Source organism: Serratia ureilytica, assembly GCF_017309605.1.
Taxonomy (GTDB): domain Bacteria; phylum Pseudomonadota; class Gammaproteobacteria; order Enterobacterales; family Enterobacteriaceae; genus Serratia; species Serratia ureilytica.
The window spans coordinates 4013132-4037248 of sequence record NZ_CP071320.1 but is presented as its reverse complement, the minus strand read 5'-3'; the positions used below and the strand labels follow the sequence as shown (position 1 = coordinate 4037248).

Genomic DNA, 24117 nt, shown 5'->3' with positions numbered 1-24117 from the left:
AGCCGTTATTTTAGCGGTTTCGCCGTGTTTGCCGCACGCCCGGCGCCGTTTCCCGGATTTCTTTTGGCAATGGCGGCGCGGGATTGCAAGTGCTAATGAGAGTGATTATCATGCGCACATTATTTCCCCCTTTCGGCTCAATCATGCGCAATTTCCTCATTTTACTGCTGCTTTCTCTGTGGTTCGGCGTGTTCTCCGCCCAGGCGAAGACGGTGACCGATATCACCGGCCGTCAGGTTGTGGTGCCGGACAATCCGCAGCGCATCGTGGTGGGGGAGAGCCGCATGTTGTATACGCTGGCGCTGCTGGAGCCGGGCAACCCGGCGCAGCGCATCGTCGGCTGGCCGGCGGATCTGGCGCGTTTCGATGCGCAAAGCTGGCAGCTTTATACGCAGCAGTTTCCGCAGATAGCCCAGATCCCCGTCATCAGCGGCAATAACTTTCGCCAGGTCAATGTCGAAAGCCTGCTGCAGCTGAAACCGGATCTGGTGATCCTGGCGCGCTATGCGCGTGAAGACGGCGACAACGATCGGTTGGTTTCTGCGTTGAACAAGGCCGGCGTGGCGGTGATCTACGTCGATCTGCGCATCGATCTGCTGAACAACACCGTGCCGAGCGTGCGGCTGCTGGGCGACGTGCTCAATCGCCGGCAGCGCGCCGAGCAGTTCATCCAGTTTTATCAGCAGCACATGGCGGTGATTCAGCAACGCCTGGCGGGCTATCAGGGGCCGAAGCCCAAAGTGATGCTGCACCTGCATCTGGGGCGGCGCGACACCTGTTGCACCACCGCCGCGCACGGCAACCTCGGCGATCTGCTGACCTTCGCCGGCGGCGACAACATCGCCAACGCCAGCGTCAAAGGGGTGTATGGCGAGCTGAACCCGGAAACCATTCTGAGCGCCAATCCCGACGTGTACCTCGCCACCGGCATGGCCGGGCCGCAGGGCAAACGGCTGTCCGATCTGCGCCTCGGGCCGCAGGTCAGCCCACAGGAGGCGGCCGACAGCTTCCGCCGGCTGATCGCCAAACAGCCGATGCTGACCAACCTGCAGGCGGTGAAAAACCACCGCGCCTGGAGCGTCTGGCACAACTTTTACCTCAGCCCGTACCACGTGGTGCTGGTCGAGGTGTTCGCCAAAGCGTTTTACCCGGATCTGTTCGCCGACATCAACCCGCAGCAGACCTTCCAACAGCTTTATCAGCAGTTTTTGCCGTTACCTTTTTCAGGGACCTATTGGAGTCAGTTAGATAATGAATAACAACAAACGCGGTTGGTGGTGCGCATTGCCGTTGGCGGCCTGCGCGACATCGCCGACGTGGGCGGCGGAAAAAACCGCGTCGCAGGAAGAAAGCCTGGTGGTGATCGGCCGCAAAGACGTCGACGGCGTGCAGAGCTATCAGCCGTTGACCAGCGTCACCGGCACCCGCAGCGAAACCAATCTGCTGAACGTGCCGCAGGCGATCGACGTGGTGCCGCAGCAGGTGATTGCCGATCAGGCGGTCAGCAGCCTGGATGAAGCGCTGTACAACGTCAGCGGCATTACCCAGGCCAACACGCTGGGCGGCACCCAGGACGCGGTCATGAAACGCGGTTTCGGCGACAACCGCGACGGCTCCATTCTGCGCGACGGCGTGCGCTCGGTGCAGGCGCGCAACTTCACGCCGACCACCGAGCGGGTAGAGGTGCTCAAGGGGCCGGCTTCGATGCTGTACGGCATGGGGGAACCGGGCGGCATGATCAACATGATCACCAAAAAACCCCAGCTGCAGCAACATACCCACGTGGAAGGCTGGGGCAGCAGCTTCAACGGCGGCGGCGGTCAGCTCGACGTTACCGGGCCGCTCGGCACGTCGGGCTTCGCCTATCGCATGATCGTCGATCACGATGAAACCGACTACTGGCGCAACTTCGGCCGCAACCGCCAGACGGTGATCGCGCCCTCGCTGATGTGGTATGGCGAGAACACCACCGTGCGGCTGGCTTACGAGCATATGGAATATCGGGTGCCGTTCGATCGCGGCACCATTATCGATTCGCGCACCGGCAAACCGGTGAATACGCCGCGCGATCGCCGTTTCGACGAAGCCTATAACGCCACCCGCGGCGATCAGGACAGCGTCACTCTGCAGATCGATCAAACGCTCAACGAGCGCTGGAAAAGCTCGCTGACCTACGCCTACAGCCGCAACAGCTACAGTGACAACCAGGCGCGCGCCACGGCGCTGAACCCGGTGACCGGCGTGTTGAGCCGCCAGGCCGACTCGACCGCCCATGCTGTCAGCCACGCCAACGCGGTGCAGCTGACGCTCAATGGTGACGTGGATTGGGGCAGCATCAACCACCAGATGCTGTTCGGCTTCGATTTTGAAGATAACCGTACCTACCGCGGCGACATGATCCGCGGCAAAAAGAACAGCGATTTCAATATCTATCATCCGGTATACGGCCTGATGCCGCCGTCGACCGCGGTCAGCGCCAAAGACAGCGACCAGCGGGAAAACCTCACCAGCTACGGCTGGTTTATGCAGGATTCCATCCAACTGACCGATAAATGGCTGGTGATGGGCGGGCTGCGTTACGACGCTTTCGACGTCTATGCCGGCAAGGGGCGGCCGTTCCAGACCAACACCGACAGTTCGGACGGCAAGCTGGTGCCGCGCGCCGGGGTGGTCTACAAGCTGACGCCTTACGTGTCGCTGTACAGCAGTTATACCGAGTCGTTCAAGCCGAACTCTTCTATCGCCACCCAAATTGATTCGCTGCCGCCGGAACAGGGCAAGTCGTGGGAAGTCGGCGGCAAGCTGGCGTTGCCGAACGGCGTCACCGGCACGCTGGCGCTGTTCGACATCACCAAACGCAACGTCATGGTCAGTGAGCTGGTGGAGGGTGAAACCGTGACGCGCACCGCCGGGCGCGTGCGTTCGCAGGGCGTGGAGCTGGACGTGGCCGGTAACCTCACCGACTCGCTGAGCCTGATCGGTACCTATGCGTATACTGACGCGCGCGTGGTGGACGATCCGGACAACAAGGGCAAAGAGATGACCAACGTGGCGCGCCATACCGCCTCGCTGTTCCTGACCCAGAACCTGGGCAGCCCCGGCCTGTACAGCGGCGATGAGATGCGTATCGGCGCCGGTGCGCGCTACGTGGGCCGCCGCCCGGGCGATGCCGCCAACAGCTTCAATCTGGATAATTACACCGTTGCCGATGCGTTCGCCGCTTACACCATGCCGATCAACGGCTATCGGGTGAAATGGCAGCTGAACGTGAAGAACCTGTTCGATAAAACCTATTACCCGTCCAGCGGCGGCAATTTGCGCGTGGCGGTGGGGGAACCGCGTGAGGTGGTGCTGCGCGGCAGTATCGATTTCTGAGCCGCGGGCGGTGAAATTTGCTTAAATAACCGCCCCAACGTTAAGGAGAACCCATGAGCCTGCAAATTCGTTTGGCGCAGCAGCGGGATATCGCGCATCTGATGGCGGTTGAACGCTCGGCGGCGCAGCTGTTTCGCCAGCAGCCGGCGTGGCGCTTTATCGCCGAAGGCGAGGTGATGAGCCCGCAACAGCACGCCGCGTTTATCGTCGAACGCCGTGAATGGCTGGCCGAAAGCGACAACGGCGAGTGCGCCGGTTTTATCGCCGTGCAGGCTCAGGGGAAAGACTGGCATATCGCCGAATTGTCGGTCGCCGGCGCCTGGCAACGGCAGGGCGTCGGCCGCCGCCTGATCGGGGCGGTGGCGGAAGAAGCCAAACGCCAGGGCGCCGCTCGCCTGACGCTCACCACCTTCATTGACGTGCCGTGGAATGCGCCTTATTACCGGCGGCTGGGGTTCCGGCCGCTCGACGACGCGCGGCTCACGGCCGCCTTGCGGCGGCATCTGGATGAGGATCTGGCGCACGGCTTTGCCGCTGGCAGTCGCTGTGCCATGGAATTTACACTATCGTAAATATTGAAATACAGAGCGGGCGAGGTATGATGCCACCACCACGCCATCGCACCCGCTCGGTATTTTGGTATGCAATGCACTCAAGTCACCGCATAAGGGACAACCCGTAATGACACAAACCCTGTTCATGATAGGCGCTCGCGGAGCCGGCAAGACCACGGTAGGCAGCGCATTGGCGCTGGCGTTGGGCTATCAGTTCGTCGATACCGATCTGTTTATGCAGCAGGCGGAGCAGATGAGCGTGGCGGAAATGGTCGAGCGCGAGGGCTGGCTGGGGTTTCGTCGCCGCGAGACCATCGCGTTGCAAACCGTGATCAAGCCGTCAACTATAGTTGCCACCGGCGGCGGGGCGATCCTGGCGGAGGAAAACCGCCAGTTTATGCGCCAGCATGGCACCGTTATCTACCTGCGCGCGCCGGCCAGCGTGTTGGCGCAGCGGTTGGAAGAGTACCCGGAAGATGCGCAGCGCCCGACGCTCACCGGCAGGCCGATCGCCGAAGAGATGCTCGAGGTGCTGGCCGCGCGTGAAGCGCTGTATCAGGATGCCGCGCATTACGTGATGGACGGCGCCGCCGATCCTCAGCGGGTGGTGGAACAAATCCTCGCGGTGCTGCCGCGCGAGACGGTGAAATAACCTTTTCTTCTCTTCGGGCGCTGGGCGCCCGTTTTCTTATTCCCTTTGCCGAGCGGCCGCAAAGTACGCGCCGGGCGTGACGCCGAAGCGGCGGCGAAAGGCGGCGATGTAGGCGCTGACGTTGTCATAGCCGCAGGCGTCGGCCACCTCGCTGACCGCTTCGCCGCGTGATAATCCCTCCAGTGAACGCAATACCCGCGCCTGTTGGCGCCACAGCGCGAAGCTGATGCCGGTTTCCTGCAGAAAGCGGCGGCTCAGGGTGCGCGGGCTGAGCCCGGCCCAGGCGGCCCAGTCGCGCTGGCTGTGCAGGCTGGCGGGATCGTTCAGCAGCGCCCGGGCGATGTTCAGCAACCGGGCGTCCTGCGGCAGCGGCAATTGCAACGGCGCGCGGCTTGCCGTGTGCATTTCATCCAGCAGCACCTGCAGCAGCCGCCGTTGCTGCGCGCTCATCGGGCCGGCGGAGAACTGCGCGATGCGTTCCACCAGGGCCTGCAACAGCGCTGAGGCGGTGAACAGCTGCGGCTGCGGCGGCATCTCCGGCGCGCTTTCCACCGGCAGATACAGACTCCAGCCCGCCACATCGCCACAGGCCAGCGCCTGATGGGGGCACCCCGGCGGCAGCCAGCCCAGCGCACCGCCGGTGATCGCCCATTGCCGGCCAGGCAGTTCCAGCGCCAGCATGCCGCGCGTCAAGAGATAGATCTGGCCGCCGTCGTGCCGGTGCCAGGGCGTCAGGTGTTTTCTTTCATGCTGAAGGCGTTGGCTGCGGATCTGCGTCATATTGGCCGTTTAACGTTATTGAAAGTCTTGATGCGGTTATTATGCCATCGCCTGGCCGGGATAGGATCGCCATTCCCCCCATTTCGGAGAAACGTGATGACTCAACTTACCCCGCTGAACCTGGTGCTCGATACGCTGCAGCAGGTGATCGCCAGCCCGGAGCATCGGCCGACGCAGCTCGCCGCCCGTTTCAGCGCAGGCTACCGCCAGCAGGTGGATGGCAAGGTGCTGAACTTCGAGCAGTTTGAGCAGCATATGGCGCTGCTGAAGCGGCAAACCCGCCGCATGACGCTGAGCGTGATCGCGGCGGCGGAGCAGGGCGAGGCGGTGCTGACCCACCATCTGGTCGAGGTGGAAAAGCGCGACGGTTCCCGCAGCCGCGTGCGGGTGCTGGCGCACTTCACCGTGCGTGAAGGGCGCATTTGCGCCTGCGACGAACTGACCGAGCTGTTGACGGGCGCCTCCGGCGATCGCGATCTCGGCTCGCGCGTGCCGGAATGAGGGCGGCTGCTATACTTGCTACTGTGTGAAACACACGGGAGAACGGCATGCGCGAAAATGACCAACCTGCTTATCCACGAAGCGCCCGCGTCGTAGAGGTGTTTCGAGGCGACCCGAACCTGCATCTGCGCCGTTTTGAGGTGCGCACCGACGACATTGAGCCGAATACGTTGCTCAGTGAACATGAAACCGAGCAGGAAGCGCTCGACGCCAAGCACCGCTATGAGGACGAGGCGTTAGAGCATTGACCTGCAGCCCAGCGGAAACCGGCGTCAGGCCGGTTTCCTGTTATTCCCGCCTTAGCACATATTTCCCAGAACAATATTGATAATGATAATCATTTATGTGATTTTTATCGCCCCTATTGGGTGTTTCACTTCTGGGAAAAGAGATGTCCAATTCCGAGTTGCAGGCGCTATTTCTGCGCCACATGCGGCCGCTGCAAGCCTATTTGAATGCCAAACTGCGCGACCCTCAGCTGGCCGCGGATTTGGCGCAGGAAAGTTTTACCCGCCTCACCGAGCAATACCCGCAGGGCAATATTCTCGATATCGAGGCCTACCTGTATAAAACCGCCAAAAATCTGATGCTCGACCATCTGCGGCAGCAGCAGCGGCGGCAAACCGAAGCGGTAGAAGACGACATTCTGGCGCAGTACCCCTCCGGCGAACCGGCGCTCGAACAGCGGGCGATCGATGGCCAACTGCTGCAGCTGTTGCAACAGGCGTTGGCGGGCATGCCGCCGCGCACGCAGCAGATTTTCCGCCTTAACCGGCTCGATGGCTTGACCCAGGCGCAGGTGGCGACGCAGCTGGGGGTGTCGCTCAGCACGGTGGAGAAACACTTGGCCAGCGCGCTGGAGCGGCTGATGGCGCGGATGGGCGAACAATAATGGCAATTTTTTTACGGGTTTATCCGCCCTCAGACGTCTTAACCTATAACCAGAAAAAACAGGGGTCTACGTCATCATGAAACCGCTAACCGCACAGGTGCGACAGCAGGCGGCGGCCTGGGCCGTATGCCTGGCCGAAGGGGCGCTGCCCGACGATCGGCGGCAAGCGCTGGACGCCTGGCTGGCCGATGATCCGCAGCATCCGGCGGCGCTGCGTCAGGCTCGCCTGCTTTGGGCGACGCTGGGGCAGCTGCCGCCAGAGCAGCGGCAGGCGCTACAGCCGCAGGTGGCGGCGCTGAAAACGCCCTCTCGCCATCGATGGCCCCGCTGGGCGGTGGCGGCTGCGGTGGCGATCGCCGTTTCCTTCGGCGTTTATCGCGGGCCGGATCTGTGGAGCGGCCTGCAGGCGGATTATCAAACCGTTCGCGGCGAGGTGCGCGAAGTCGCGCTACCGGACGGCAGCCGGGTGGCGCTGGACAGCGGCAGCGCGATCGCGCTGGCGTATTCTGCAGACGAGCGCAAGGTGCGGCTGCTGCGCGGTACCGCCTATTTTATCGTCGCGCCGCTGGGCGGGTCGGAACGTCGCCCGTTCAGGGTGGAGGCGGAAAACGGCGTTACGCAGGCGCTGGGCACCGAGTTCAGCGTGGCGCGCACCGGGCAGGGCGTAGACGTCAGCGTGCATCAGCACAGCGTGCGGGTGACGCTCAAGCGCGGCGAGCGCTCGCTGGTGGTCGCGCAACGTCAGGCGGCGCATTACCGCAGCGGCCTGCTGTGGCTGACGAGGCAAACGGCCGGCGATGACGCCTGGCGGCGCGGCTGGCTGGTGATCGACCGCCAACCGCTGACGCAGGCGCTCGCGCAGCTCAATCGCTATCGCGAAACCCGCATCGTGGCGGTCAATCCCGCGCTAAGAGCGCGCACGGTGAGCGGCGTGTTCGCGCTCAATAAACTCGACGACGGCGTCGGCGCCATTCGTCAGGAACTCTCCGCCCGCCAACTGAATCTCCCCGGCATCACATTGCTGTACTGAGCGGCAAAGGCGGGCCGGGATGCCCGTTTCGCCGCTATTTTCACTTTCTGTAAAAAATCTTTACGGGTTTTTGCCTCCCGGAACGTCCTTATGTTTAAACGAGATTGATTTCCATTATCACTTAGTTTGGCATTCTTTCGGGTGGAACACACACGCATGTTTATTCACAAGGGAACCACGCCGGCCGGCCGATTGGCCACGGCGGTACGCGCCGCGCTGGCGGCGATGATGCTGACTCAGCCGGCGGTAGCGCTCGCCGCCCAGGCTGATGCGAGCAGCGCGCAGGCCGCACAGCAAAAGAATTTCAACATTGCGGCGCAGCCGCTGCAGAGCGCCATGTTGCGCTTCGCCGAGCAGGCCGATATGCAGGTATTTTTCGACGAGGTGAAGCTCGACGGCATGCAGGCGGCGGCGCTGAACGGCAGCATGAGCGTTGAACAGGGCCTGCGGCGCTTGATTGGCAACAATCCGGTGGCTTTCCGCCTGCAGCCGCAGGGGCAGATCGTATTGAGCCGGTTGCCAGCGGCAAACGGCGACGGTGGCGCGCTGGCGCTGGACAGCCTGACGGTGCTGGGCGCCGGCGGCATCAACGCCAACGATTGGGTTTACGACGAACCGCGCTCGGTCAGCGTCATCAGCCGCGAACAGATGGACAACCGCCCGGCGCGGCACGCGGCCGATATTCTGGAGCAGACTACGGGGGCCTATTCCAGCGTCAGCCAGCAAGATCCGGCGCTGTCGGTCAACATCCGCGGCATACAAGACTATGGCCGGGTGAACATGAACATCGACGGCATGCGGCAGAATTTTCAAAAGAGCGGCCATGGCCAGCGTAATGGCACCATGTACATCGATTCCGAACTGCTGTCCGGCGTGACCATCGACAAGGGCACCACCGGCGGCATGGGCAGCGCCGGCACGCTCGGCGGCATCGCCACCTTCAATACCGTCAGCGCGAGCGATTTCCTGGCGCCGGGCAAAGAGCTGGGCGGCAAGCTGCACGCCAGCACCGGCGATAACGGCACCCACTTCATCGGCAGCAGCATACTGGCATTGGGCAACGAAACCGGCGATATCCTGCTGGCCGCCAGCGAACGCCACCTCGGCGACTATTGGCCCGGCAACAAGGGCGATATCGGTAACATTCGTATCAATAATGACACCGGCAATTACGATCGCTACGCCGAGAGCATCAAGAACAACAAAATCCCCGACACAAATTACCGCATGCACTCGCGGCTGGCCAAGGTGGGCTGGAATCTGCCCGCCAATCAGCGCCTGCAGCTGAGCTATCTGCAGACCCAGACTGCGTCGCCGATCGCCGGCACGCTGACCAACCTGGGCACTCGCCCACCCTATGAACTGGGCTGGAAGCGCACCGGTTACAGCGACGTGATGGCGCGCAACGCGGCGTTTGATTACAGCCTGGCGCCGGAAGGCGTCGACTGGCTCGATTTTCAGGCCAAGCTGTATTACGTCGATACTCAGGACGACAGCGACACCTACAGCACCAGCTCGCTGCTGGACAACGGCTACGCGACGCGTACCCGGCTGCGTACCTATGGCGCGCAGGCGCAAAACACCTCGCGCTTCAGCCTGGCGCCGGGGCATGACTTCCGCGCCAACTACGGGTTGGAGTTCTATTACGACAAGGCGACCAGCGACTCTTCTCGTCAGGGCATGGAAGGGGTGACGCCGGCCGGCAACCGTTCGGTCGCCAGCCTGTTCGCCAACCTGACCTACGACTACGACGGCTGGCTGACGTTGGAGGGCGGGCTGCGTTACGACCGCTATCGCCTGCGCGGCCAGACCGGCCTGAGCTATCCGGATTTGGCCAAGGATGGGCAACGCTACACGATTGACAATCCTTGCAAAGCGCTGCGTCTGACCGGCTGTTCAACCACCACCCGCGAAGATTGGGCGGTTGACCGCGATCAGGGCAAGTTGTCGCCGACGCTGGCGGTGGCGGTGCGTCCCGGCGTGGAGTGGCTGGAGCTGTATTCCACCTACGGCAAATCCTGGCGGCCGCCGGCGATCACCGAAACGCTGACCAACGGCAGTGCGCACGGCTCCTCCACGCAATACCCCAACCCGTTTCTGCAGGCCGAGCGCTCGCGCGCCTGGGAAGTCGGGTTCAACGTGCAGCAGCCGGATCTGTGGTTTGAGGGCGATCGGCTGGTGGCCAAGGTGGCCTACTTCGACACCAAAGTGGATAACTACATCAACCTGGCGATAGACCGCAATAAACCGGGGCTGGTGCAGCCGAGCATCGGCAATGCCGCTTACGTCAACAACCTGTCGAAAACCCGCTTCCGCGGGCTGGAGTACCAGCTCAACTATGACGCCGGGGTGTTCTACGCCGATCTGACCTACACCCACATGATCGGCAAAAACGAGTTCTGCTCGAACAAAGCCTGGCTGGGAGGACGCCTGCGCTATGGCGACGGTTCGCGCCGCGGCAACTTCTATGTTGAACCGGATGCCGCGTCCAATGATGCCGTCACGTGCGACGGGGGCTCGCAGTTCGGCACTGCCGCCTATCTGCCGGGCGATCGCGGCTCGGTCACGCTGGGCGGCCGCGCTTTCGATCGCAAGCTGGACGCCGGGGTGACCGTGCGCTTCGCGCCGGGCTATCAGGACAGTTCGGTGCCGTCCAACTACCCGTACCTGGCCGACTGGCCGAAGTACACCCTGTTCGATCTGTATGCCAGCTACAAGCTGACCGACAGCCTGACGCTGCGCGGCTCGGTGGAGAACCTGACCAACCGCGCCTACGTCGTCAGCTACGGCGAGACGCTGGCCAACACGCTGGGGCGCGGCCGCACCGTGCAGGGCGGGGTGGAATACCGTTTTTAAGCAGTAAAAGGGCGTTGCTCATTCTTGAGCACAAGGGCGGCCTCGCAAGGGGCGCCATTCATCAATGGAGATAGAGAAATGGCATTTTCAGTCAACTATGACAGCAGCTTCGGCAGCTACAGCATCCATAACTATCTGAACGAGTGGGCGTCGTCATTTGGCGATATCAACCACACCAACGGTAACGTCACCGACTCCAACAGCGGCGGCTTCTATGGCGGCAGCCTGTCCGGCAGCCAATACGCCGTGACCAGCACCGCCAACAACGTTACCTCGTTCGTGGCGGGCGGCAACCTGACCTACACCTTGTTCAATGCCCCGGCGCACACCCTGTACGGCCAGCTGGATTCGCTGTCGTTCGGCGACGGCCTGAACGGCGGCGGCTCCACGCCGTACAACATCCAGGTGCCTGACGTCAGCTTCGGCGGCCTGAACCTCAGCAGCCTGCAGGCGCAGGGCCACGATGGCGTGGTGCACCAGGTGGTGTACGGCCTGATGTCCGGCGATACCGGCGCGCTGGAAACCGCGCTGAACGGCATCCTCGACGACTACGGCCTGAGCGTCAATTCCACCTTCGATCAGGTGGCGGCGGCGACGGCGGTGGGCGTGCAGCATGCCGACAGCCCGGAACTGCTGGCGGCCTGATCGCGGCCGTTTGCCCGCCGGCGCCGCGCGCCCCGGCGGGCATTTTCTCGTTTTTAGCCGATGGAAAACGCCATGAAAAACGCCGTCAGGCGCGGAGAAGTGATGAGCGTGCTGGCCGCATACCGGCGCGGATTTTGGGGCATCGCGCTGTTTACCGCGGTGATCAACCTGCTGATGCTGGCCCCGGCGCTGTACATGCTGCAGGTCTACGATCGCGTGTTGCCGTCGGGCAACCGCATGACGCTGGCGATGCTGACCCTGATGGTGGTCGGCCTTTACCTGTTTATGGGGCTGCTGGAGTGGATCCGCAGTCAGGTGGTGATCCGCCTCGGCGCACAGATGGATATGCGCCTGAATCAGCGGGTCTACGACGCCGCCTTCGAAACCAATCTGAAAACCGGCAACCCGCTGGCGGGACAGGCGCTGAACGATCTGACCAACCTGCGCCAGTTCGCCACCGGCAATGCGCTGTTTGCGTTCTTCGATGCGCCCTGGTTCCCGGTTTATCTGCTGGTGGTGTTTCTGCTCCACCCCTGGCTTGGCGCGTTGGCCAGCGCCGGGGTAATCGTGCTGGTGCTGCTGGCCTGGCTCAACCAGCGGGTGTCGCAGGCGCCGCTCGCAGAGGCCGGCCGGGTCGCGCTGAGCGCCACGCAGCAGGCCAACGGCAACCTGCGCAACGCCGAAGCCATTGCCGCCATGGGGATGCTGACCGACTTGCGCCTGCGTTGGTTGCGGCAGCATCAGCAGTTCCTGCTGTTGCAGAACCGCGCCAGCGAGAAAATCGCCGCCGTCACCGCCTGGTCGAAAACCGTGCGGCTGGCGCTGCAGTCGCTGATGTTGGGCTGCGGCGCGCTGCTGGCGGTCAACGGCGACATTACGCCGGGCATGATGATCGCCGGATCGATCCTGATCGGCAGGGTGCTGGGGCCAATCGATCAGCTGATCGGCGCCTGGAAGCAGTGGTCGTCGGCGCGCCAGTCCCTGCAGCGGCTGGAGGTGATGCTGGCCGCCAACCCGCCGCAGGCGGCGAGCCTGCCGCTGCCGGCCCCCAATGGCACCTTGACCGTGAATCAGCTGGCCGCCAGCGCGCCCGGCGGGAGCGCACCGGTATTGCACGGCGTCAGTTTTCGTCTGGAGGCCGGTGAGGTACTGGGCGTCATTGGCGCATCCGGCTCCGGCAAAACGCTGCTGATGCGCCAACTGGTCGGCGCGTTGACGCCGCTCAGCGGCGACGTGCGGCTGGACGGCGCGGATATCCGGCAGTGGGATAAACAGCAGCTGGGGCCGCATATCGGCTATTTGCCACAGGATATCCAGCTGTTCGCCGGTACCCTGACGGAAAACATCGCCCGCTTTGGCCAGGTTGACGCCGAGAAGGTGGTGGCCGCCGCCGCGCTGGCCGGCGTGCACCAATTGATACTGCATTTGCCCAAAGGGTATGAAACTGAGCTGGGTGAGGGCGGCAGCGGCCTGTCCGGCGGCCAGCGTCAGCGCGTGGCGCTGGCGCGCGCGCTGTACGGTTCTCCGGCGTTGGTAGTGCTGGATGAACCGAATGCCAACCTCGATCGTGAAGGGGAAGAGGCGCTGCAGCGGGCGATCGAAGCGTTGAAGGCGCGCGGCACCACCATCGTGTTAGTGACTCACAAACCGGCGATCCTGGCGACCACCGACAAATTGCTGGTGCTGGCCGCTGGCCAGGTGCAGCACTTCGGCCCCAGTGACGCCATCCTGAAAAAGTTGCCTGGTTTTGCGCCCGCTGCCGTACCGGCCAACGTCGGCCGCAGCAGCGGTGGCTTCAACGTCAACTACGCCAACTTTGCCAAAACGGCCAGCGGTGAACGAAAAGTATGAGCAATCAGAGTGTGATCCCCGGCGATATCGACGCCCTTTCCCGGCAGTTCGACGAAGGGCGCCATCTGCGGCTCGGCGGCTGGCTGGTGCTGTTGGGGTTTGGCGGTTTCCTGCTGTGGGGGCTGTTGGCGCCGCTGGACAAAGGCGTACCGGTCTCCGGCAGCGTGGTGGTGGCCGGTAACCGCAAGGCGGTACAGCACCCGAGCGGCGGCGTGGTGTCGCAAATTCAGGTGCATGAAGGCGACCGGGTTCACGCCGGGCAGGTGCTGCTGCTGATGGATACCGTCGACAGCCGCACCCAGCGCGATGCGCTGCGCAGCCAGCAGTTGAGCAACGCCGCGCAGCGGGCGCGGCTGCAGGCCGAGCGCGACGGCCTGCAGGCGATCGCTTTCCCGGCATTGCTGCAAGCGCGGCGGGAGGAGCCGGAGGTGATGTCGTTGATGCTGTTGCAACAGCAGCTGTTCACCAGCCGCCGTGCGGCGTTGCAGAGCGAGCTGGCGGCGATCGCGGAGAGCATCGCCGGATCGCAGGCGATGCTGGAGGGGATCCGGCAGTCTTACGCCAGCAAACAGCGGCAAAAGGCCATGTTGCAGGAGCAGCTGGGCGGCATGCGCAAGCTGGCGGCGCAGGGGTATGTGGCGCGCAACCGGCTGTTGGATCTGGAAGGACAGTATGCGCAGATTGACGGCCAGGCATCCGAGGATACCGGCAATATCGGCCGCCTGGGGCGCCAGATCCTGGAGCTGAAGCTGCGGGCGATCCAGCGGCGGGAAGAGTATCAGAAAGAGGTCAGCAGCCAGCTGGCCGAGGTGCGGATGAAGCTGGACGAACTGGATAACCGCCTGGCCAAGGCGGAGGCCGATCTGGGCCATACGCAGGTGAAAGCGCCGGTGGCGGGCACCGTGGTGGGGCTGAGCGTGTTCACCGAAGGCGGCGTGATCGGCGCCGGTCAGCAGCTGATGGAGATCGTGCCCAGCGATCGGGGGCTGCAGGTGGAGGCGCGTATCCCGGTCGAGCTGATCGACAAGGTGCAGGTGGGATTGCCGGTCGAGCTGTTGTTCTCGGCGTTTAACCAAAGCACCACGCCGCGCGTCGAGGGCGAGGTGACGCTGGTCGGGGCCGATCGCCTGACCGACGAGAAAAGCGGCGCGCCCTATTACAGCGTGCGCGCCAAGGTCAGCGAAGCGGGGCTGCAACGCCTGAACGGGTTGGAGATCCGCCCGGGGATGCCGGTCGAAGGCTTCATCCGCACCGGCGAGCGTTCGATGATGAACTACCTGTTCAAACCGCTGACCGATCGCCTTCATCTGGCGCTGACGGAAGAGTGAGCATGTCGGTTTCGTCGCTGCCTTTCGCCGCACCCGGTGCCGCCATGCCCTGGCGCCGCTGCCTGGTGCTGGTGCTGACGCTGCATCTGCTGGCCGCGGCGCTGCTCTGGCCCTGGCGAGACAAGGCCGCGCCGCCGTGGGTGCCACCGCCGGCGGTCATGGTGCTGATGGCCGCCGCACCGCAGGCCCCGGCCGAGGTAAAACAACCGCCGGGACAAAGGACGCCGCCGCCTCAGGTTGAACCGCCGGCACCGCCGGAACCCTTGCCGACGGTGAAGGTGCCTGAAGCCGTACGGCCGAACATCGCCGTACCGCCGAAGCAGAAAAAACCGCCCAAGCCGGTGAAGAAAAAAAACCTGTCGCGCACGCCGCCGCAGGAGAAAACGATCGCGCCGCCGAAGGTTCAGGAGCAAAGCGCCGGCGCGCCGCCGCCGGGCCGGGCGGATAAAACGGCCGCGCCGCAAACCCGCCTGATGCCCTATGCGCAGACAGGAGAGGATAGCTGGCGCAGCCGCATCAACAGCCGCCTTAATCGCTTTAAGCGTTACCCCAAAGACGCATTGCGGCTGAAGCGCCAGGGCGTCGGGCAGGTGCGTTTTACGTTGGACAGGCAGGGCCATGTGCTGGCGGTAACGCTGGTCAGCAGCGCCGGGCTGCCGTCGCTGGATCGTGAAATCCAGGCGCTGGTCAAGCGCGCTTCGCCGCTGCCGACGCCGCCGGCGGACGCTTACGTCAACGGCACGGTGGAGTTGACGTTGCCGATCGATTTCAGTTTACGCGGCGTGGGTTTTTGACGCGGTGGTTTCATGGCGATGGCCTGAGCGTGACGCACGGAAACCTTTGCCTCTGCGCCGCGATCGCATTTCGCGCGAAAAACCAGTGACAGATCAACCGCAATCCCCCAATATGGATTTTCCATCAAGATGATTACGCGGGTGCCAGTCTATGCTGAAAGTGAATGAGTATTTTGCCGGAAAAGTGAAGTCTATCGGTTTTGACAGTAGCAGCATCGGTCTTACCAGCGTGGGCGTGATGGAAGAGGGCGAATACACCTTCTCCACCGCGCAGCCGGAAGAAATGACGGTGATCACCGGGGCGCTGAAAGTGCTGCTGCCGGGGGCGCCGGACTGGCAGGTGTTTACGCCGGGCGAGAAGTTCTTCGTGCCGGGGCACAGCGAGTTCAACCTGCAGGTGGCCGACGCGACCGCCTATCTGTGCCGCTATCTGAGCAAATAAATTTTGTTCGTTAGGGGAACGCAGGGCTCAGCGGATGCTGGGCCCTGGTCGTTTCTGAGGCGGGATTAACGCTGGGCTTCGCCGCCGAGCGCTTCGATGGTGTTTTTGATCAACGCCGCCAGCTCGCTGGTCATCAGGATAAAGTCGGCGTCAAAGCGCTGGGCGAAGTCATCGCGATCGATATCGTCGTTCTGCTCGCGCAGCGTGTCGGCGAACTTCAGGCGCTTGAGCGAGCCGTCGTCCGACAGCATCAGCTGAATGCGCTCCTGCCAATCCACCGCCAGCTTGGTCACCAGTTTGCCGGCTTCGATGTGCACCGCGATTTCGTCGCTGATCAGATTCTGTTTTTTGCAGCGGATCACGCCGCCTTCTTCCAGAATCGCTTTCAATTCCGCTTCATCCTGAATGGCGAAGCCGGCCGGCATCTCGCCGGAACGCACCCATTCGGTCAGCGTCAGTTCGATCGGGCTTTCCATCGTCAGCGGCACCACCGGCAGCGAACCGAGGCTTTTGCGCAGCAGCGCCAGCGTATCTTCGGCGCGTTTGGCGCTGGCGGCATCGACCATGATCAGATCGTTGACGGTGTCGATCCACATGAAAGTCTGGTTGAAGCGGCTGAATGCGCGCGGCAGCAGGCTGTGCAGCACTTCATCCTTCAACGCGTCCTTCTCGGTTTTCTTCAGTTTGCGGTGTTGTTCCGCCTCCAGGCGCTCAATCTTGGCCTGCAGCTCTTGCTTGATGACCGGCGACGGCAGGATTTTCTCTTCCTTGCGCGCGCAGATGACGATTTGGCCGTTGACCGCGTGCGTCAATGCATCGCTGTGCGAACCCATCGGGGAGACCCAGCCGGTCTTCGCCATGTCCTGGCTGCCGCACGGCGTGAAGGCGAACGCGCTGAGTTGTTTTTCCATTTCATCCGCGTTTAACGCCACTTCGCGGCTCAAACGGTAAACCATCAAATTCTTAAACCACAGCATAATGTTATCCCTGGCTGGGCGTGCGTTCGGCACGCTGATTCGTCAAAAGCAGGGCGGCATGATAACGAATTGACGCTGAAAAATCGCCCCATTCTCTCTGAATTGCGTCGCTTTACGCAGCGAGAAAGGATGCGACGGAGGGTGGGAAACAGGTGATTCATTCGCGCGCTTACATTAGGCTGTGGCAACGCTGCGCGGCATCGAGGAGAAAAATACGTGCGCATTGGCATCGATTTGGGTGGAACGAAAATTGAAGTGATTGCGTTGGCGGACGACGGGCGGGAGCTGTTTCGCCATCGTATCGCCACGCCGCGCCATGACTACCGGCAAACTCTGGCGGCGATCGCCGGGCTGGTGAAACTGGCCGAGGATCATACCGGCGAACAGGGATCGGTCGGGATCGGCATTCCCGGCACGCTGTCGCCGTTTACCGGGCGGGTGAAAAACGCCAACTCGGTATGGCTCAACGGCCAACCGTTGGACAAGGATCTGTCGGCGCTGTTGGCGCGCGAGGTGCGTATCGCCAACGACGCCAACTGCCTGGCGGTGTCGGAAGCTACCGACGGCGCAGGCGCCGGCGCGCAAACCGTGTTTGCGGTCATTATCGGCACCGGCTGCGGCGCCGGCGTGGCGCTGAACAGCCAGGCGCATGCCGGCGGCAATGGCATCGCCGGCGAGTGGGGCCACAACCCGCTGCCGTGGCAGGATGACGATGAGCTGCGCTACGCCCGCGACGTGCCGTGCTACTGCGGTAAGCCGGGCTGCATCGAAACCTTTATTTCCGGCACCGGTTTCACCACCGACTATGCGCGCCTGAGCGGCAACGCGCTGCAAGGGCACGAGATCATGGCGCTGAGCGAGCGGGGCGATGCGCTGGCGGAGCAGGCGATCGTTCGCTACGAAATGCGGCTGGCGAAAGCGTTGGCGCACGTGATCAACATTCTGGATCCGGATGTGGTGGTGCTCGGCGGCGGTATGAGCAACGTGGATCGTCTGTATCGCACGGTGCCGCAGCGGGTGAAAGGCTGGGTGTTCGGCGGCGAGTGTGAAACGCCGATCCGCAAGGCCGTTCACGGCGACTCCAGCGGCGTGCGCGGTGCGGCCTGGCTGTGGCCGCAACAGCAGCGCTAAGCGTTGCAACAAAGCGCGAGGCTGCTCGCGCTTTAAACCCTTCACTGTACAAAAACTGGACGGCGCTTTATGCTTTAGCTAACTTAGCTAAGGAGGACGCGTATGCCGATTCAGGCCAATATGCACGAAGCCAAATCCAATCTGAGCCAGTTGGCGGACAGAGCCGCGGAGGGAGAAACCGTGATTATTGCAAAAGCAGGGAAGCCGTACGTACAGCTGGTTGCCATCAAGGGGGAAGCGCGCCGCCCTGGCGCCGCCAAGGGCAAGTTCACCGTACCGGCGGATTTCAACGCGGGGGACGCGGCCATTGCGGCGCTGTTTGAGGGCGATGAATGAAGCGCTTGCTGCTGGATACCCACGCGTTGCTGTGGTGGCTGATTGATGACGCCTGCCTGGGCGCGAACGCCAAAAGGCAGATCGCCGATCCCGGCAACGCGGTATACGTCAGCGCGGCCAGCATTTGGGAGATCTCGATCAAGCAGGCGCTGGGCAAGCTGGCGCTGCCGGAAGATATCTTTGCGATCATCGAGGCCGAAGATTTTCTGGCGCTGCCGATGGACGCCTTTCACTGCCAACAGGCCGGGCAGTTGCCGCCCTATCATCAGGATCCTTTCGATCGCATGCTGATCGCACAGGCGCAGGCCGAAGGGCTGACGCTGATCTCCGCCGACGCGGTGTTTCCGCAGTACGGCGTGCGGGTGGCGGACGCCCGCCGTTAAGCCGGTTTTTCCTCGCTTTCGCTGCGCACCCGTTCGATATGAATGGTCAGGAACATCATCTCTTCCGTGGTGAGCTGATGCTGATAGTGCTTTTCGATGTGGCGGTTGATCTTGCCGGCGCAGGCGAATGACTCACGGTATTTTTCTTTCACCACCTGATACAGCGAGTCGTCGTCGCTGTCGACGTAGTTTTTCCCCAGCAGGCGCTGGGCGAAGAATTTCAAATGGGTGACGAAACGGTGGTAGCTCAGGGCTTCCTCATTGTAATCAAAGCGGAAGTGGTATTTGACCAGGTTGAGGATCTCTTGCATCACGCGGGTGATGTGCAGCGTGTTGTGCATCTCGTCGTTAAGCTGGGCGTTGACCAGGTGTAGGGCGATAAATCCGGCTTCGTCTTCCGGCAGCGCGGTATCCAGCCGTTGGGCGATCAGGGCCAGCGCCTCCAGCCCGACGGCGAACTCGGCCGGATAGAGCTTTTTAATCTCCCACAGCAACGCATTTTTGATATCTAGCCCTTGCGCATGGCGCTGCAGGGCGAAGTGGATGTGATCGGTCAGCGTGATGTAGACGATGTTATGCAACTTGCCCGGCAGCCGTTCGCGGGCAAGGGTAATAATCCTGTCGGCGGTGGTGACGCAGGCCAACGGGATCTCGGCGAGCAGCTCTTTATAGCGTTCGGCGATTTCACCGCCGTTATGAGTGAACACCTTTTCGATCAGGCTTTCATCCAGCGTGTCGCCGGGCTTCTTTTTAAAGCCGATTCCTTTTCCCATTACCACCGTCTCTTCGTGACGGTCGTCCAGCGTAATCACCACGTTATTATTGAGTATTTTAGCGATTTTCATGGTCTTTCCCGGTGTTTCAGCATCCTGAAAACGAAAAAACCTGACGCCCGGAAGCGATCCCGGGCGTCAGGTTTTGCCTGTATTTTATGTTTCTGCCCTGCGGCCTGAGCGGCGGAGGGGATACAGTAACAATCCTGTTATGCCTGCATAATAACCCGTGCTCGCCGCGGCTCAACGCTTTTCACCGCGGAGTGCCGCCACGGTCACACTTCTGCGCCGCGCGCGGCGGGATCATTCCAGCCTGAAGTGCGCCTCCAGCCGGCTGACGCCAAGCCCGTTGACCTTTTTCACCTTGATTTGCACCGGAATACGCTCTTTCATCGCCTCGACGTGGCTGATCACGCCAATGGTTTTACCGGAAGCATTCAGGCTGTCCAGCGCGTCCAGCGCGGTATCGAGGGTTTCGGCGTCCAGCGTGCCGAAGCCTTCGTCGAGGAACAGCGAGTCGATGCTGGTTTTGTGGCTAACCAGATCGGACAACGCCAGCGCCAGCGCCAGGCTGACCAGGAAGCTCTCGCCGCCGGACAGGGTGCGGGTATCGCGCAGCGCATCGGCCTGCCAGGTGTCCACCACCTGCAGCTCCAGCGCGTCGCTGGTTTTGCGCTGCAGCAGGTAGCGCCCGTGCAGCCGGCCGAGCTGAAGGTTGGCCAGGTAGACTAGGTGATCGAGCGTCAGCCCCTGAGCGAAACGGCGGAACTTGTCGCCTTCTTTCGAGCCGATCAGCTGGTTGAGGTAGCTCCAGTCGTCGTAGTCTTGCTGGCTGCGGGCGATTTGCTCGAACAGCGCCTGTTGATTGAGACGACGGGCGGCGTCGCTTTCCAGCTGGTTGCGCAGTTCGCCCTGGCTCAGCTGCAGCGCCTTCAACTGCTGTGCCAGCGCGGCCAGCGATTGGGTGAGCGCGTCGAGATCCGCGTTGGCTTCATCCACCCCTTCAGGGCGGTTCAGCCGATGCTGCTCCAGCGTTTGCGTCGCCTGAGTCAGCAGGGCCGCAGCCTCTACCTGCCGCTGTTGCAGTTGCTCTTTGCGCTGCTGCAATTCGCGGCGCAGGGCGTCGTCCAGCAGCGCGGCGGCGAAGGCGGTTTCATCGGCGAATTCGCTGTCGGCCAGCGCCTGCTGCCATTGCTGCTGCGCCTGCTGCAGCCGTTCCTGCATTTGGGTGTGCTGTTGTTGTAACCCGGCCTGCTGGCCGGCCAGGCGTTCGCGCAGTTCCTGCGCCTTTTGCCACTGCTCGGCGGCCTGAACGCTGGCCTGTTCGCAGGCGGTTTGTTTGGCGCGCAGCTGTTCGCGCACCTGAGCCACCTGCTGTTCGCCGAACAGCGCCAGCCGCTGCGCACGTCGTTCAGCGAGGGTTTTCTCGCCTTCTTGCCAGCGTTGTTGCAGCTCTTGCTGCTGTTGCAGGCTGTCGGCGTGGGCTTTATGCAGCAGCGTAAAGCGTTCTTCGAGCAACGCCAGCTGTTGCTGCGTCTGCTGCTGCTGCGCTTGCAGAGCGGTGAGCGCGTCTTTCGCCTGCTGTACCGCCTGCGCCGCCTGTTCATGCTGCTGCAGCGCCTGTTGCCCGCACCGCTCTTCGTCGTCGCAGCCGTTCAGCCAGGCGCTGAGTTGCTCGCCATCCGCCAACGTAAAGTCGAACGCCAGCGGTGCGCTGAGCTGCCGCCACTGCTGCTGTTGGGCAGCCAGCTGCTGTTCATCCTGCGCGATGGTTTGCTGTTGGCGCTGTTGTTGTTCCTGCAGGCCTTCGCAGCGGGTACGCAGCTCGGTGCCCTGGGTTTGCAGTTTCTCGGCGAGGGTACGCATCTCGACCAAACGCTGTTCCGTGGCCGAAGGCTGCACCGCCTGATACTGCTCTACCGCCGGATGGCTGGTGGAACCGCACAGCGGGCAGGGGGCACCGTTCTGCAGCAGGGCGCGCTCCGCCTCCAGACTGACGATGCGTTTTTCCAGTTCGTAGATCCGCTCCACTTCCTGCAGCTGCGCCTTGTGCTGTTTGAATTGCTGACGCGCGTTCTCCAGCTGTTGTTGCAACCCGGCGAGCTGCGTTTGCCGCTCGGCATGCTCCGCCTGTTGCCGGGCCAGACGCTCGCGAGTCTGACGGTGAAGGGATGTCAGAGTAAACAGCTGCTGGCGCGTTGGGCGCAGGTCTGCCAGGGCGCTCAGGCGCTGGCGCAGCGGGGCCAGCGGCGTTTTCGCCTCCAGTGCCTGCTGCTGTTGCTGTTGAACGGCCAGCGCTTCGCTCAGCGCGCTCAGTTGCTGCTGATGCTGTGCGGCCTGCGTCGTCAGTTGGTGGCGTTGGACGGTGAGTTGCTCCAGCGCGGTCTGTTGTTTAGCGCACTGCTGCGCGGCGGCATCGCCGGCCTGTCGCCGCTCGGCCTGGGTCGATAGCAGTTGGGCTATTTGGTGATCGAGCGGGGCGACCTGCTCGTCGATCAGCTGTTGCTGTTGCCGCATATGCTCGGCATGGGTTTGCTGCGCCTGGCGGGTTTTCTCCACCGCCTGCTGCAGCGGCGCCAACTGAGCCGAGTGTTGTTCCTGTTGCTGCGTCAGCTGAGCTGCCTGCTGTTGTATCGTTTGCAGCTCGGCGCGGCAGCGATCGCGTTCGCCGCGCAGCGGCCGCAATTTCTCGGCCGGTTCGCTGAGCGCCAGCCGCTGCAGCTGCGGGGCGGCCTCGGCCTGCTCGCGCTGGGCGGTTTCCAGCCGCAGCTGACCCTCGCTTTGCTGTTGCCGGAGGCGTTGCCATTGCTGCAGCCAGCTCAGCGCCTGTTGCTGTTGCTGGGTTTGCTCGCCGAGGGTGATTTCCTGCGCGCTCAGCGCCGTCAGCTGTTCGCTCAAGGAGTGGCGCTGCTCGTCGTTCAGCAGCTCGATGCCGCTGGCGCGCTGGTGCAACCCATCCAGGTCGGTTTTGGCCAGCTTGTGCGACTCGAACACCTGTTCGGACAGCCGCCCGTAGATTTCGGTGCCGGTCAGCTCTTCCAACAGCTCGGCGCGATCGTTGGCGTCGGCGTTGAGGAACGCGGCGAACTGCCCCTGAGACAGCATCATCGATTTGGTGAAGCGGCCGAAGTCCAGCCCGGTGATGGCAGCGGTGATCTCCAGCTTGTCGCGCACCTTATCCGCCAGGATCTTGCCGTCCTCGCGGCGCGCCAGTTCGACCTTCGGCGCCTGCAAATTGCCGTCCGGCGCATTTTTGGCGCGGCGCTGGCTCCAGAAGGCGCGATAGCCGACGCCCTTGACCTCGAATTCGACCTCCGCCAGCGATTCGGCGGTGTGGCGGGTCATCAGTTCATTCTGGCTCGGCGTGACGTTGAGGCGCGGCGTCTGGTGGTACAGCGCCAGGCAGATGGCGTCCAGCAGGGTGGTTTTGCCTGCGCCGGTCGGGCCGGTAATGGCGAACAGGCCGTTGCTGGCGAACGGCTCGGCGGTGAAGTCAATTTTCCATTCGCCCTGCAGCGAATTGAGGTTTTTTAACCGCAGGCTGAGGATCTTCATGGGTTGGTCTCCTCTGCGTTGTGCTGCACTGCATCGACCACCTGGCGGAACATCTGGCGCATCCGCCGTTGGCGCGCTTCGGGCATGTCGGCCTCCTGCGCCAGGCGCCGTTCGAACACCTCGTTGACGCTCAGCTCGTTCAGCGTTTCTTTGTCCTGCTGCGCGATCGCCTGGCGGCGTTGCTCTTTGCTGCGCCGCAGCAGCACCACTTCCACCGGCAGCTCATCCGCCATCAGCTGGATGCGGCGTTGGATATCGCTGAGGTAGTCCTGCGTCGCCACTTCGATATCCAGCCACACCGGCAGCTCGCCGGCATAGTCGGCAAATTGTTGCAGCTGCCGTTCGATCTCGGCCAGATCGCCTTTGATCAGCTGCATGGGCTGGAACTGCGGGATCGTTAAAGCGTCTACCTGCTGCAGGGCGCCGTCGGCGAAATCGACCAGGAAGACGCTTTTGGCTTTGCCCAGTTCATCGAAGCTGAGCGGGATCGGCGAGCCGCTATAGCGAATATGTTCCGACTTGGCGACGTTCTGCGCGCGGTGAATGTGGCCGAGCGCGATGTAATCGGCGGGCGGGAAGGCCTGTGCCGGGAAGGCGTCGAGGGTGCCGATATAGATGTCGCGCACCGAGTCGGAGGTGGTGACGCCGACGGTGGTCAGGTGGCCGGTGGCGACGATCGGCAGCGGCAAGCCCAGCTGGTTGCGGCGCTCGCAGGCCGCCTGATACAGCGTCTGATAATGTTCGGCGATGGCTTCCTGTAGCGCCTGCTGTTTCTGTGCGCCGGATTCGCCGGCGCGGCTGGTGAGCAGATCGCGCGGCCGCAGGAACGGAATGGCGCACAGCACCGCGCCCGGCTGGCCGTCGCGCCGGTTCAGCACCACGATCTGCTGTTCCGGGGCGCCCTGCGCGCTGGCGATCACCGTGGTGTTCAGGCAGGAGAGCAGCTCCCGCGATTCGTTCAGCGTCGCCACCGAGTCGTGGTTGCCGCCCAGCACCACCAACTGGCAGCCGGTGCGCTGCAGTTCCACCACGAAGCGGTTGTACAGTTCGCGGGCATAGCTGGGCGGTGAGCCGGTATCGAACAGATCCCCGGCGACGATCAGCGCATCCACCTGTTGCTGTTCGATCTGTTCGATCAGCCAGTTCAGAAAAGCCTGGTGCTCGGCGGCGCGGCTTTTGGTGAAAAAGTACTGGCCAAGGTGCCAGTCAGAGGTGTGGATCAGGCGCATGACACTCCCGGATGCAAAGATAATGGCGATGAT

Annotated in this window: 22 protein-coding genes; 17 read left to right on the top strand and 5 right to left on the bottom strand. The window is 62.9% G+C overall.

What is annotated here, in order from left to right; translation table 11 throughout:
• The first annotated feature begins 143 nt into the window (after positions 1 to 143).
• From J0X03_RS19060 to aroL, 4 genes are all read left to right on the top strand, one after another.
• Positions 144 to 1259, top strand: coding sequence for an ABC transporter substrate-binding protein (locus tag J0X03_RS19060; RefSeq protein WP_047572486.1), 1116 nt, complete (start codon positions 144 to 146; stop codon positions 1257 to 1259).
• Positions 1252 to 3375 carry a TonB-dependent siderophore receptor gene (locus J0X03_RS19055; RefSeq protein ID WP_160204013.1) on the top strand — a complete coding sequence of 708 codons (2124 nt, stop codon included), beginning with the start codon at positions 1252 to 1254 and terminating at the stop codon, positions 3373 to 3375. The genes J0X03_RS19060 and J0X03_RS19055 overlap by 8 nt, the downstream gene beginning before the upstream one ends.
• Before the next feature lie 53 nt (positions 3376 to 3428).
• On the top strand, positions 3429 to 3947 hold the full coding sequence (locus tag J0X03_RS19050; protein ID WP_047572482.1) for a GNAT family N-acetyltransferase: 519 nt from the start codon (positions 3429 to 3431) through the stop codon (positions 3945 to 3947).
• A 109-nt stretch (positions 3948 to 4056) separates the two neighbouring features.
• Complete coding sequence (gene aroL, locus J0X03_RS19045; RefSeq protein WP_160204014.1) at positions 4057 to 4581, top strand: shikimate kinase AroL; 525 nt, start codon at positions 4057 to 4059, stop codon at positions 4579 to 4581.
• A 36-nt stretch (positions 4582 to 4617) separates the two neighbouring features.
• On the opposite strand, the gene J0X03_RS19040 is transcribed toward aroL, so the two are convergent.
• On the bottom strand, positions 4618 to 5361 hold the full coding sequence (locus tag J0X03_RS19040; RefSeq protein WP_122004296.1) for a helix-turn-helix domain-containing protein: 744 nt from the start codon (positions 5359 to 5361) through the stop codon (positions 4618 to 4620).
• A gap of 96 nt (positions 5362 to 5457) precedes the next feature.
• Between J0X03_RS19040 and J0X03_RS19035 the strand changes: the two genes are divergently transcribed.
• The 10 genes from J0X03_RS19035 (at position 5458) to ppnP (ending at position 15700) form a co-directional block, all read left to right on the top strand.
• A complete protein-coding gene (locus J0X03_RS19035; protein ID WP_089196635.1) occupies positions 5458 to 5862 on the top strand; it encodes a nuclear transport factor 2 family protein in 405 nt (134 codons plus the stop codon).
• A 47-nt stretch (positions 5863 to 5909) separates the two neighbouring features.
• The gene (locus J0X03_RS19030) at positions 5910 to 6110 is read left to right on the top strand and encodes a YaiA family protein (RefSeq protein ID WP_015376810.1); all 201 of its coding nucleotides are present in this window, start codon (positions 5910 to 5912) and stop codon (positions 6108 to 6110) included.
• Positions 6111 to 6253: 143 nt separating this feature from the next.
• On the top strand, positions 6254 to 6754 hold the full coding sequence (locus J0X03_RS19025) for an RNA polymerase sigma factor (RefSeq protein ID WP_033642035.1): 501 nt from the start codon (positions 6254 to 6256) through the stop codon (positions 6752 to 6754).
• Between the two features lie 76 nt (positions 6755 to 6830).
• A complete protein-coding gene (locus J0X03_RS19020; RefSeq protein WP_103101583.1) occupies positions 6831 to 7784 on the top strand; it encodes a FecR family protein in 954 nt (317 codons plus the stop codon).
• Positions 7785 to 7940: 156 nt separating this feature from the next.
• The gene (locus J0X03_RS19015) at positions 7941 to 10640 is read left to right on the top strand and encodes a TonB-dependent receptor (protein WP_103101582.1); all 2700 of its coding nucleotides are present in this window, start codon (positions 7941 to 7943) and stop codon (positions 10638 to 10640) included.
• Positions 10641 to 10718: 78 nt separating this feature from the next.
• Positions 10719 to 11285, top strand: coding sequence for a heme acquisition protein HasA (locus J0X03_RS19010; protein ID WP_033642038.1), 567 nt, complete (start codon positions 10719 to 10721; stop codon positions 11283 to 11285).
• A gap of 72 nt (positions 11286 to 11357) precedes the next feature.
• Positions 11358 to 13136 (top strand): type I secretion system permease/ATPase, encoded by a 1779-nt coding sequence (locus J0X03_RS19005; RefSeq protein WP_160204015.1) that lies wholly within the window; start codon positions 11358 to 11360, stop codon positions 13134 to 13136.
• Positions 13133 to 14464: an HlyD family type I secretion periplasmic adaptor subunit gene (locus J0X03_RS19000; RefSeq protein WP_033642040.1), complete on the top strand. Its 1332-nt coding sequence runs from the start codon at positions 13133 to 13135 to the stop codon at positions 14462 to 14464. The genes J0X03_RS19005 and J0X03_RS19000 overlap by 4 nt, the downstream gene beginning before the upstream one ends.
• A gap of 2 nt (positions 14465 to 14466) precedes the next feature.
• Positions 14467 to 15258: an energy transducer TonB gene (locus tag J0X03_RS18995; RefSeq protein ID WP_046688345.1), complete on the top strand. Its 792-nt coding sequence runs from the start codon at positions 14467 to 14469 to the stop codon at positions 15256 to 15258.
• Between the two features lie 151 nt (positions 15259 to 15409).
• Complete coding sequence (ppnP, locus tag J0X03_RS18990; RefSeq protein WP_004940463.1) at positions 15410 to 15700, top strand: pyrimidine/purine nucleoside phosphorylase; 291 nt, start codon at positions 15410 to 15412, stop codon at positions 15698 to 15700.
• A 65-nt stretch (positions 15701 to 15765) separates the two neighbouring features.
• On the opposite strand, the gene rdgC is transcribed toward ppnP, so the two are convergent.
• Positions 15766 to 16677 carry a recombination-associated protein RdgC gene (rdgC, locus tag J0X03_RS18985; protein WP_004940461.1) on the bottom strand — a complete coding sequence of 304 codons (912 nt, stop codon included), beginning with the start codon at positions 16675 to 16677 and terminating at the stop codon, positions 15766 to 15768.
• Positions 16678 to 16893: 216 nt separating this feature from the next.
• Here rdgC and mak point away from each other — a divergent pair, with 216 nt between their 5' ends.
• From mak to J0X03_RS18970, 3 genes are all read left to right on the top strand, one after another.
• Positions 16894 to 17808 carry a fructokinase gene (mak, locus tag J0X03_RS18980; RefSeq protein WP_160204016.1) on the top strand — a complete coding sequence of 305 codons (915 nt, stop codon included), beginning with the start codon at positions 16894 to 16896 and terminating at the stop codon, positions 17806 to 17808.
• A 102-nt stretch (positions 17809 to 17910) separates the two neighbouring features.
• Complete coding sequence (locus J0X03_RS18975; RefSeq protein WP_016928893.1) at positions 17911 to 18144, top strand: type II toxin-antitoxin system Phd/YefM family antitoxin; 234 nt, start codon at positions 17911 to 17913, stop codon at positions 18142 to 18144.
• Entirely contained in the window at positions 18141 to 18527 is a 387-nt protein-coding gene (locus J0X03_RS18970; protein WP_033637281.1) for a type II toxin-antitoxin system VapC family toxin, read from the top strand. Before J0X03_RS18975 ends, J0X03_RS18970 begins: the two co-directional genes overlap by 4 nt.
• On the opposite strand, the gene licT is transcribed toward J0X03_RS18970, so the two are convergent.
• The 3 genes from licT to sbcD form a co-directional block, all read right to left on the bottom strand.
• Positions 18524 to 19372 (bottom strand): BglG family transcription antiterminator LicT, encoded by an 849-nt coding sequence (gene licT, locus J0X03_RS18965; RefSeq protein WP_141970709.1) that lies wholly within the window; start codon positions 19370 to 19372, stop codon positions 18524 to 18526. The two genes, J0X03_RS18970 and licT, sit on opposite strands and share 4 nt — an antisense overlap.
• Positions 19373 to 19603: 231 nt before the next feature.
• Positions 19604 to 22855: an exonuclease subunit SbcC gene (gene sbcC / locus J0X03_RS18960; protein ID WP_160204017.1), complete on the bottom strand. Its 3252-nt coding sequence runs from the start codon at positions 22853 to 22855 to the stop codon at positions 19604 to 19606.
• Complete coding sequence (gene sbcD / locus J0X03_RS18955) at positions 22852 to 24084, bottom strand: exonuclease subunit SbcD (RefSeq protein ID WP_160204018.1); 1233 nt, start codon at positions 24082 to 24084, stop codon at positions 22852 to 22854. The genes sbcC and sbcD overlap by 4 nt, the downstream gene beginning before the upstream one ends.
• Between the last annotated feature and the right edge of the window lie 33 nt (positions 24085 to 24117).

Excerpts from the sequence above, each read along its gene's own strand:
- J0X03_RS19060 (WP_047572486.1), top strand. The coding sequence starts at position 144 with ATGCGCAATTTCCTCATTTTACTGCTGCTTTCTCTGTGGTTCGGCGTG.
- J0X03_RS19055 (WP_160204013.1), top strand. The coding sequence starts at position 1,252 with ATGAATAACAACAAACGCGGTTGGTGGTGCGCATTGCCGTTGGCGGCC.
- J0X03_RS19050 (WP_047572482.1), top strand. The coding sequence starts at position 3,429 with ATGAGCCTGCAAATTCGTTTGGCGCAGCAGCGGGATATCGCGCATCTG.
- aroL (WP_160204014.1), top strand. The coding sequence starts at position 4,057 with ATGACACAAACCCTGTTCATGATAGGCGCTCGCGGAGCCGGCAAGACC.
- J0X03_RS19040 (WP_122004296.1), bottom strand. The coding sequence starts at position 5,361 with ATGACGCAGATCCGCAGCCAACGCCTTCAGCATGAAAGAAAACACCTG.
- J0X03_RS19035 (WP_089196635.1), top strand. The coding sequence starts at position 5,458 with ATGACTCAACTTACCCCGCTGAACCTGGTGCTCGATACGCTGCAGCAG.
- J0X03_RS19030 (WP_015376810.1), top strand. The coding sequence starts at position 5,910 with ATGCGCGAAAATGACCAACCTGCTTATCCACGAAGCGCCCGCGTCGTA.
- J0X03_RS19025 (WP_033642035.1), top strand. The coding sequence starts at position 6,254 with ATGTCCAATTCCGAGTTGCAGGCGCTATTTCTGCGCCACATGCGGCCG.
- J0X03_RS19020 (WP_103101583.1), top strand. The coding sequence starts at position 6,831 with ATGAAACCGCTAACCGCACAGGTGCGACAGCAGGCGGCGGCCTGGGCC.
- J0X03_RS19015 (WP_103101582.1), top strand. The coding sequence starts at position 7,941 with ATGTTTATTCACAAGGGAACCACGCCGGCCGGCCGATTGGCCACGGCG.
- J0X03_RS19010 (WP_033642038.1), top strand. The coding sequence starts at position 10,719 with ATGGCATTTTCAGTCAACTATGACAGCAGCTTCGGCAGCTACAGCATC.
- J0X03_RS19005 (WP_160204015.1), top strand. The coding sequence starts at position 11,358 with ATGAAAAACGCCGTCAGGCGCGGAGAAGTGATGAGCGTGCTGGCCGCA.
- J0X03_RS19000 (WP_033642040.1), top strand. The coding sequence starts at position 13,133 with ATGAGCAATCAGAGTGTGATCCCCGGCGATATCGACGCCCTTTCCCGG.
- J0X03_RS18995 (WP_046688345.1), top strand. The coding sequence starts at position 14,467 with ATGTCGGTTTCGTCGCTGCCTTTCGCCGCACCCGGTGCCGCCATGCCC.
- ppnP (WP_004940463.1), top strand. The coding sequence starts at position 15,410 with ATGCTGAAAGTGAATGAGTATTTTGCCGGAAAAGTGAAGTCTATCGGT.
- rdgC (WP_004940461.1), bottom strand. The coding sequence starts at position 16,677 with ATGCTGTGGTTTAAGAATTTGATGGTTTACCGTTTGAGCCGCGAAGTG.
- J0X03_RS18975 (WP_016928893.1), top strand. The coding sequence starts at position 17,911 with ATGCCGATTCAGGCCAATATGCACGAAGCCAAATCCAATCTGAGCCAG.
- J0X03_RS18970 (WP_033637281.1), top strand. The coding sequence starts at position 18,141 with ATGAAGCGCTTGCTGCTGGATACCCACGCGTTGCTGTGGTGGCTGATT.
- licT (WP_141970709.1), bottom strand. The coding sequence starts at position 19,372 with ATGAAAATCGCTAAAATACTCAATAATAACGTGGTGATTACGCTGGAC.
- sbcC (WP_160204017.1), bottom strand. The coding sequence starts at position 22,855 with ATGAAGATCCTCAGCCTGCGGTTAAAAAACCTCAATTCGCTGCAGGGC.
- sbcD (WP_160204018.1), bottom strand. The coding sequence starts at position 24,084 with ATGCGCCTGATCCACACCTCTGACTGGCACCTTGGCCAGTACTTTTTC.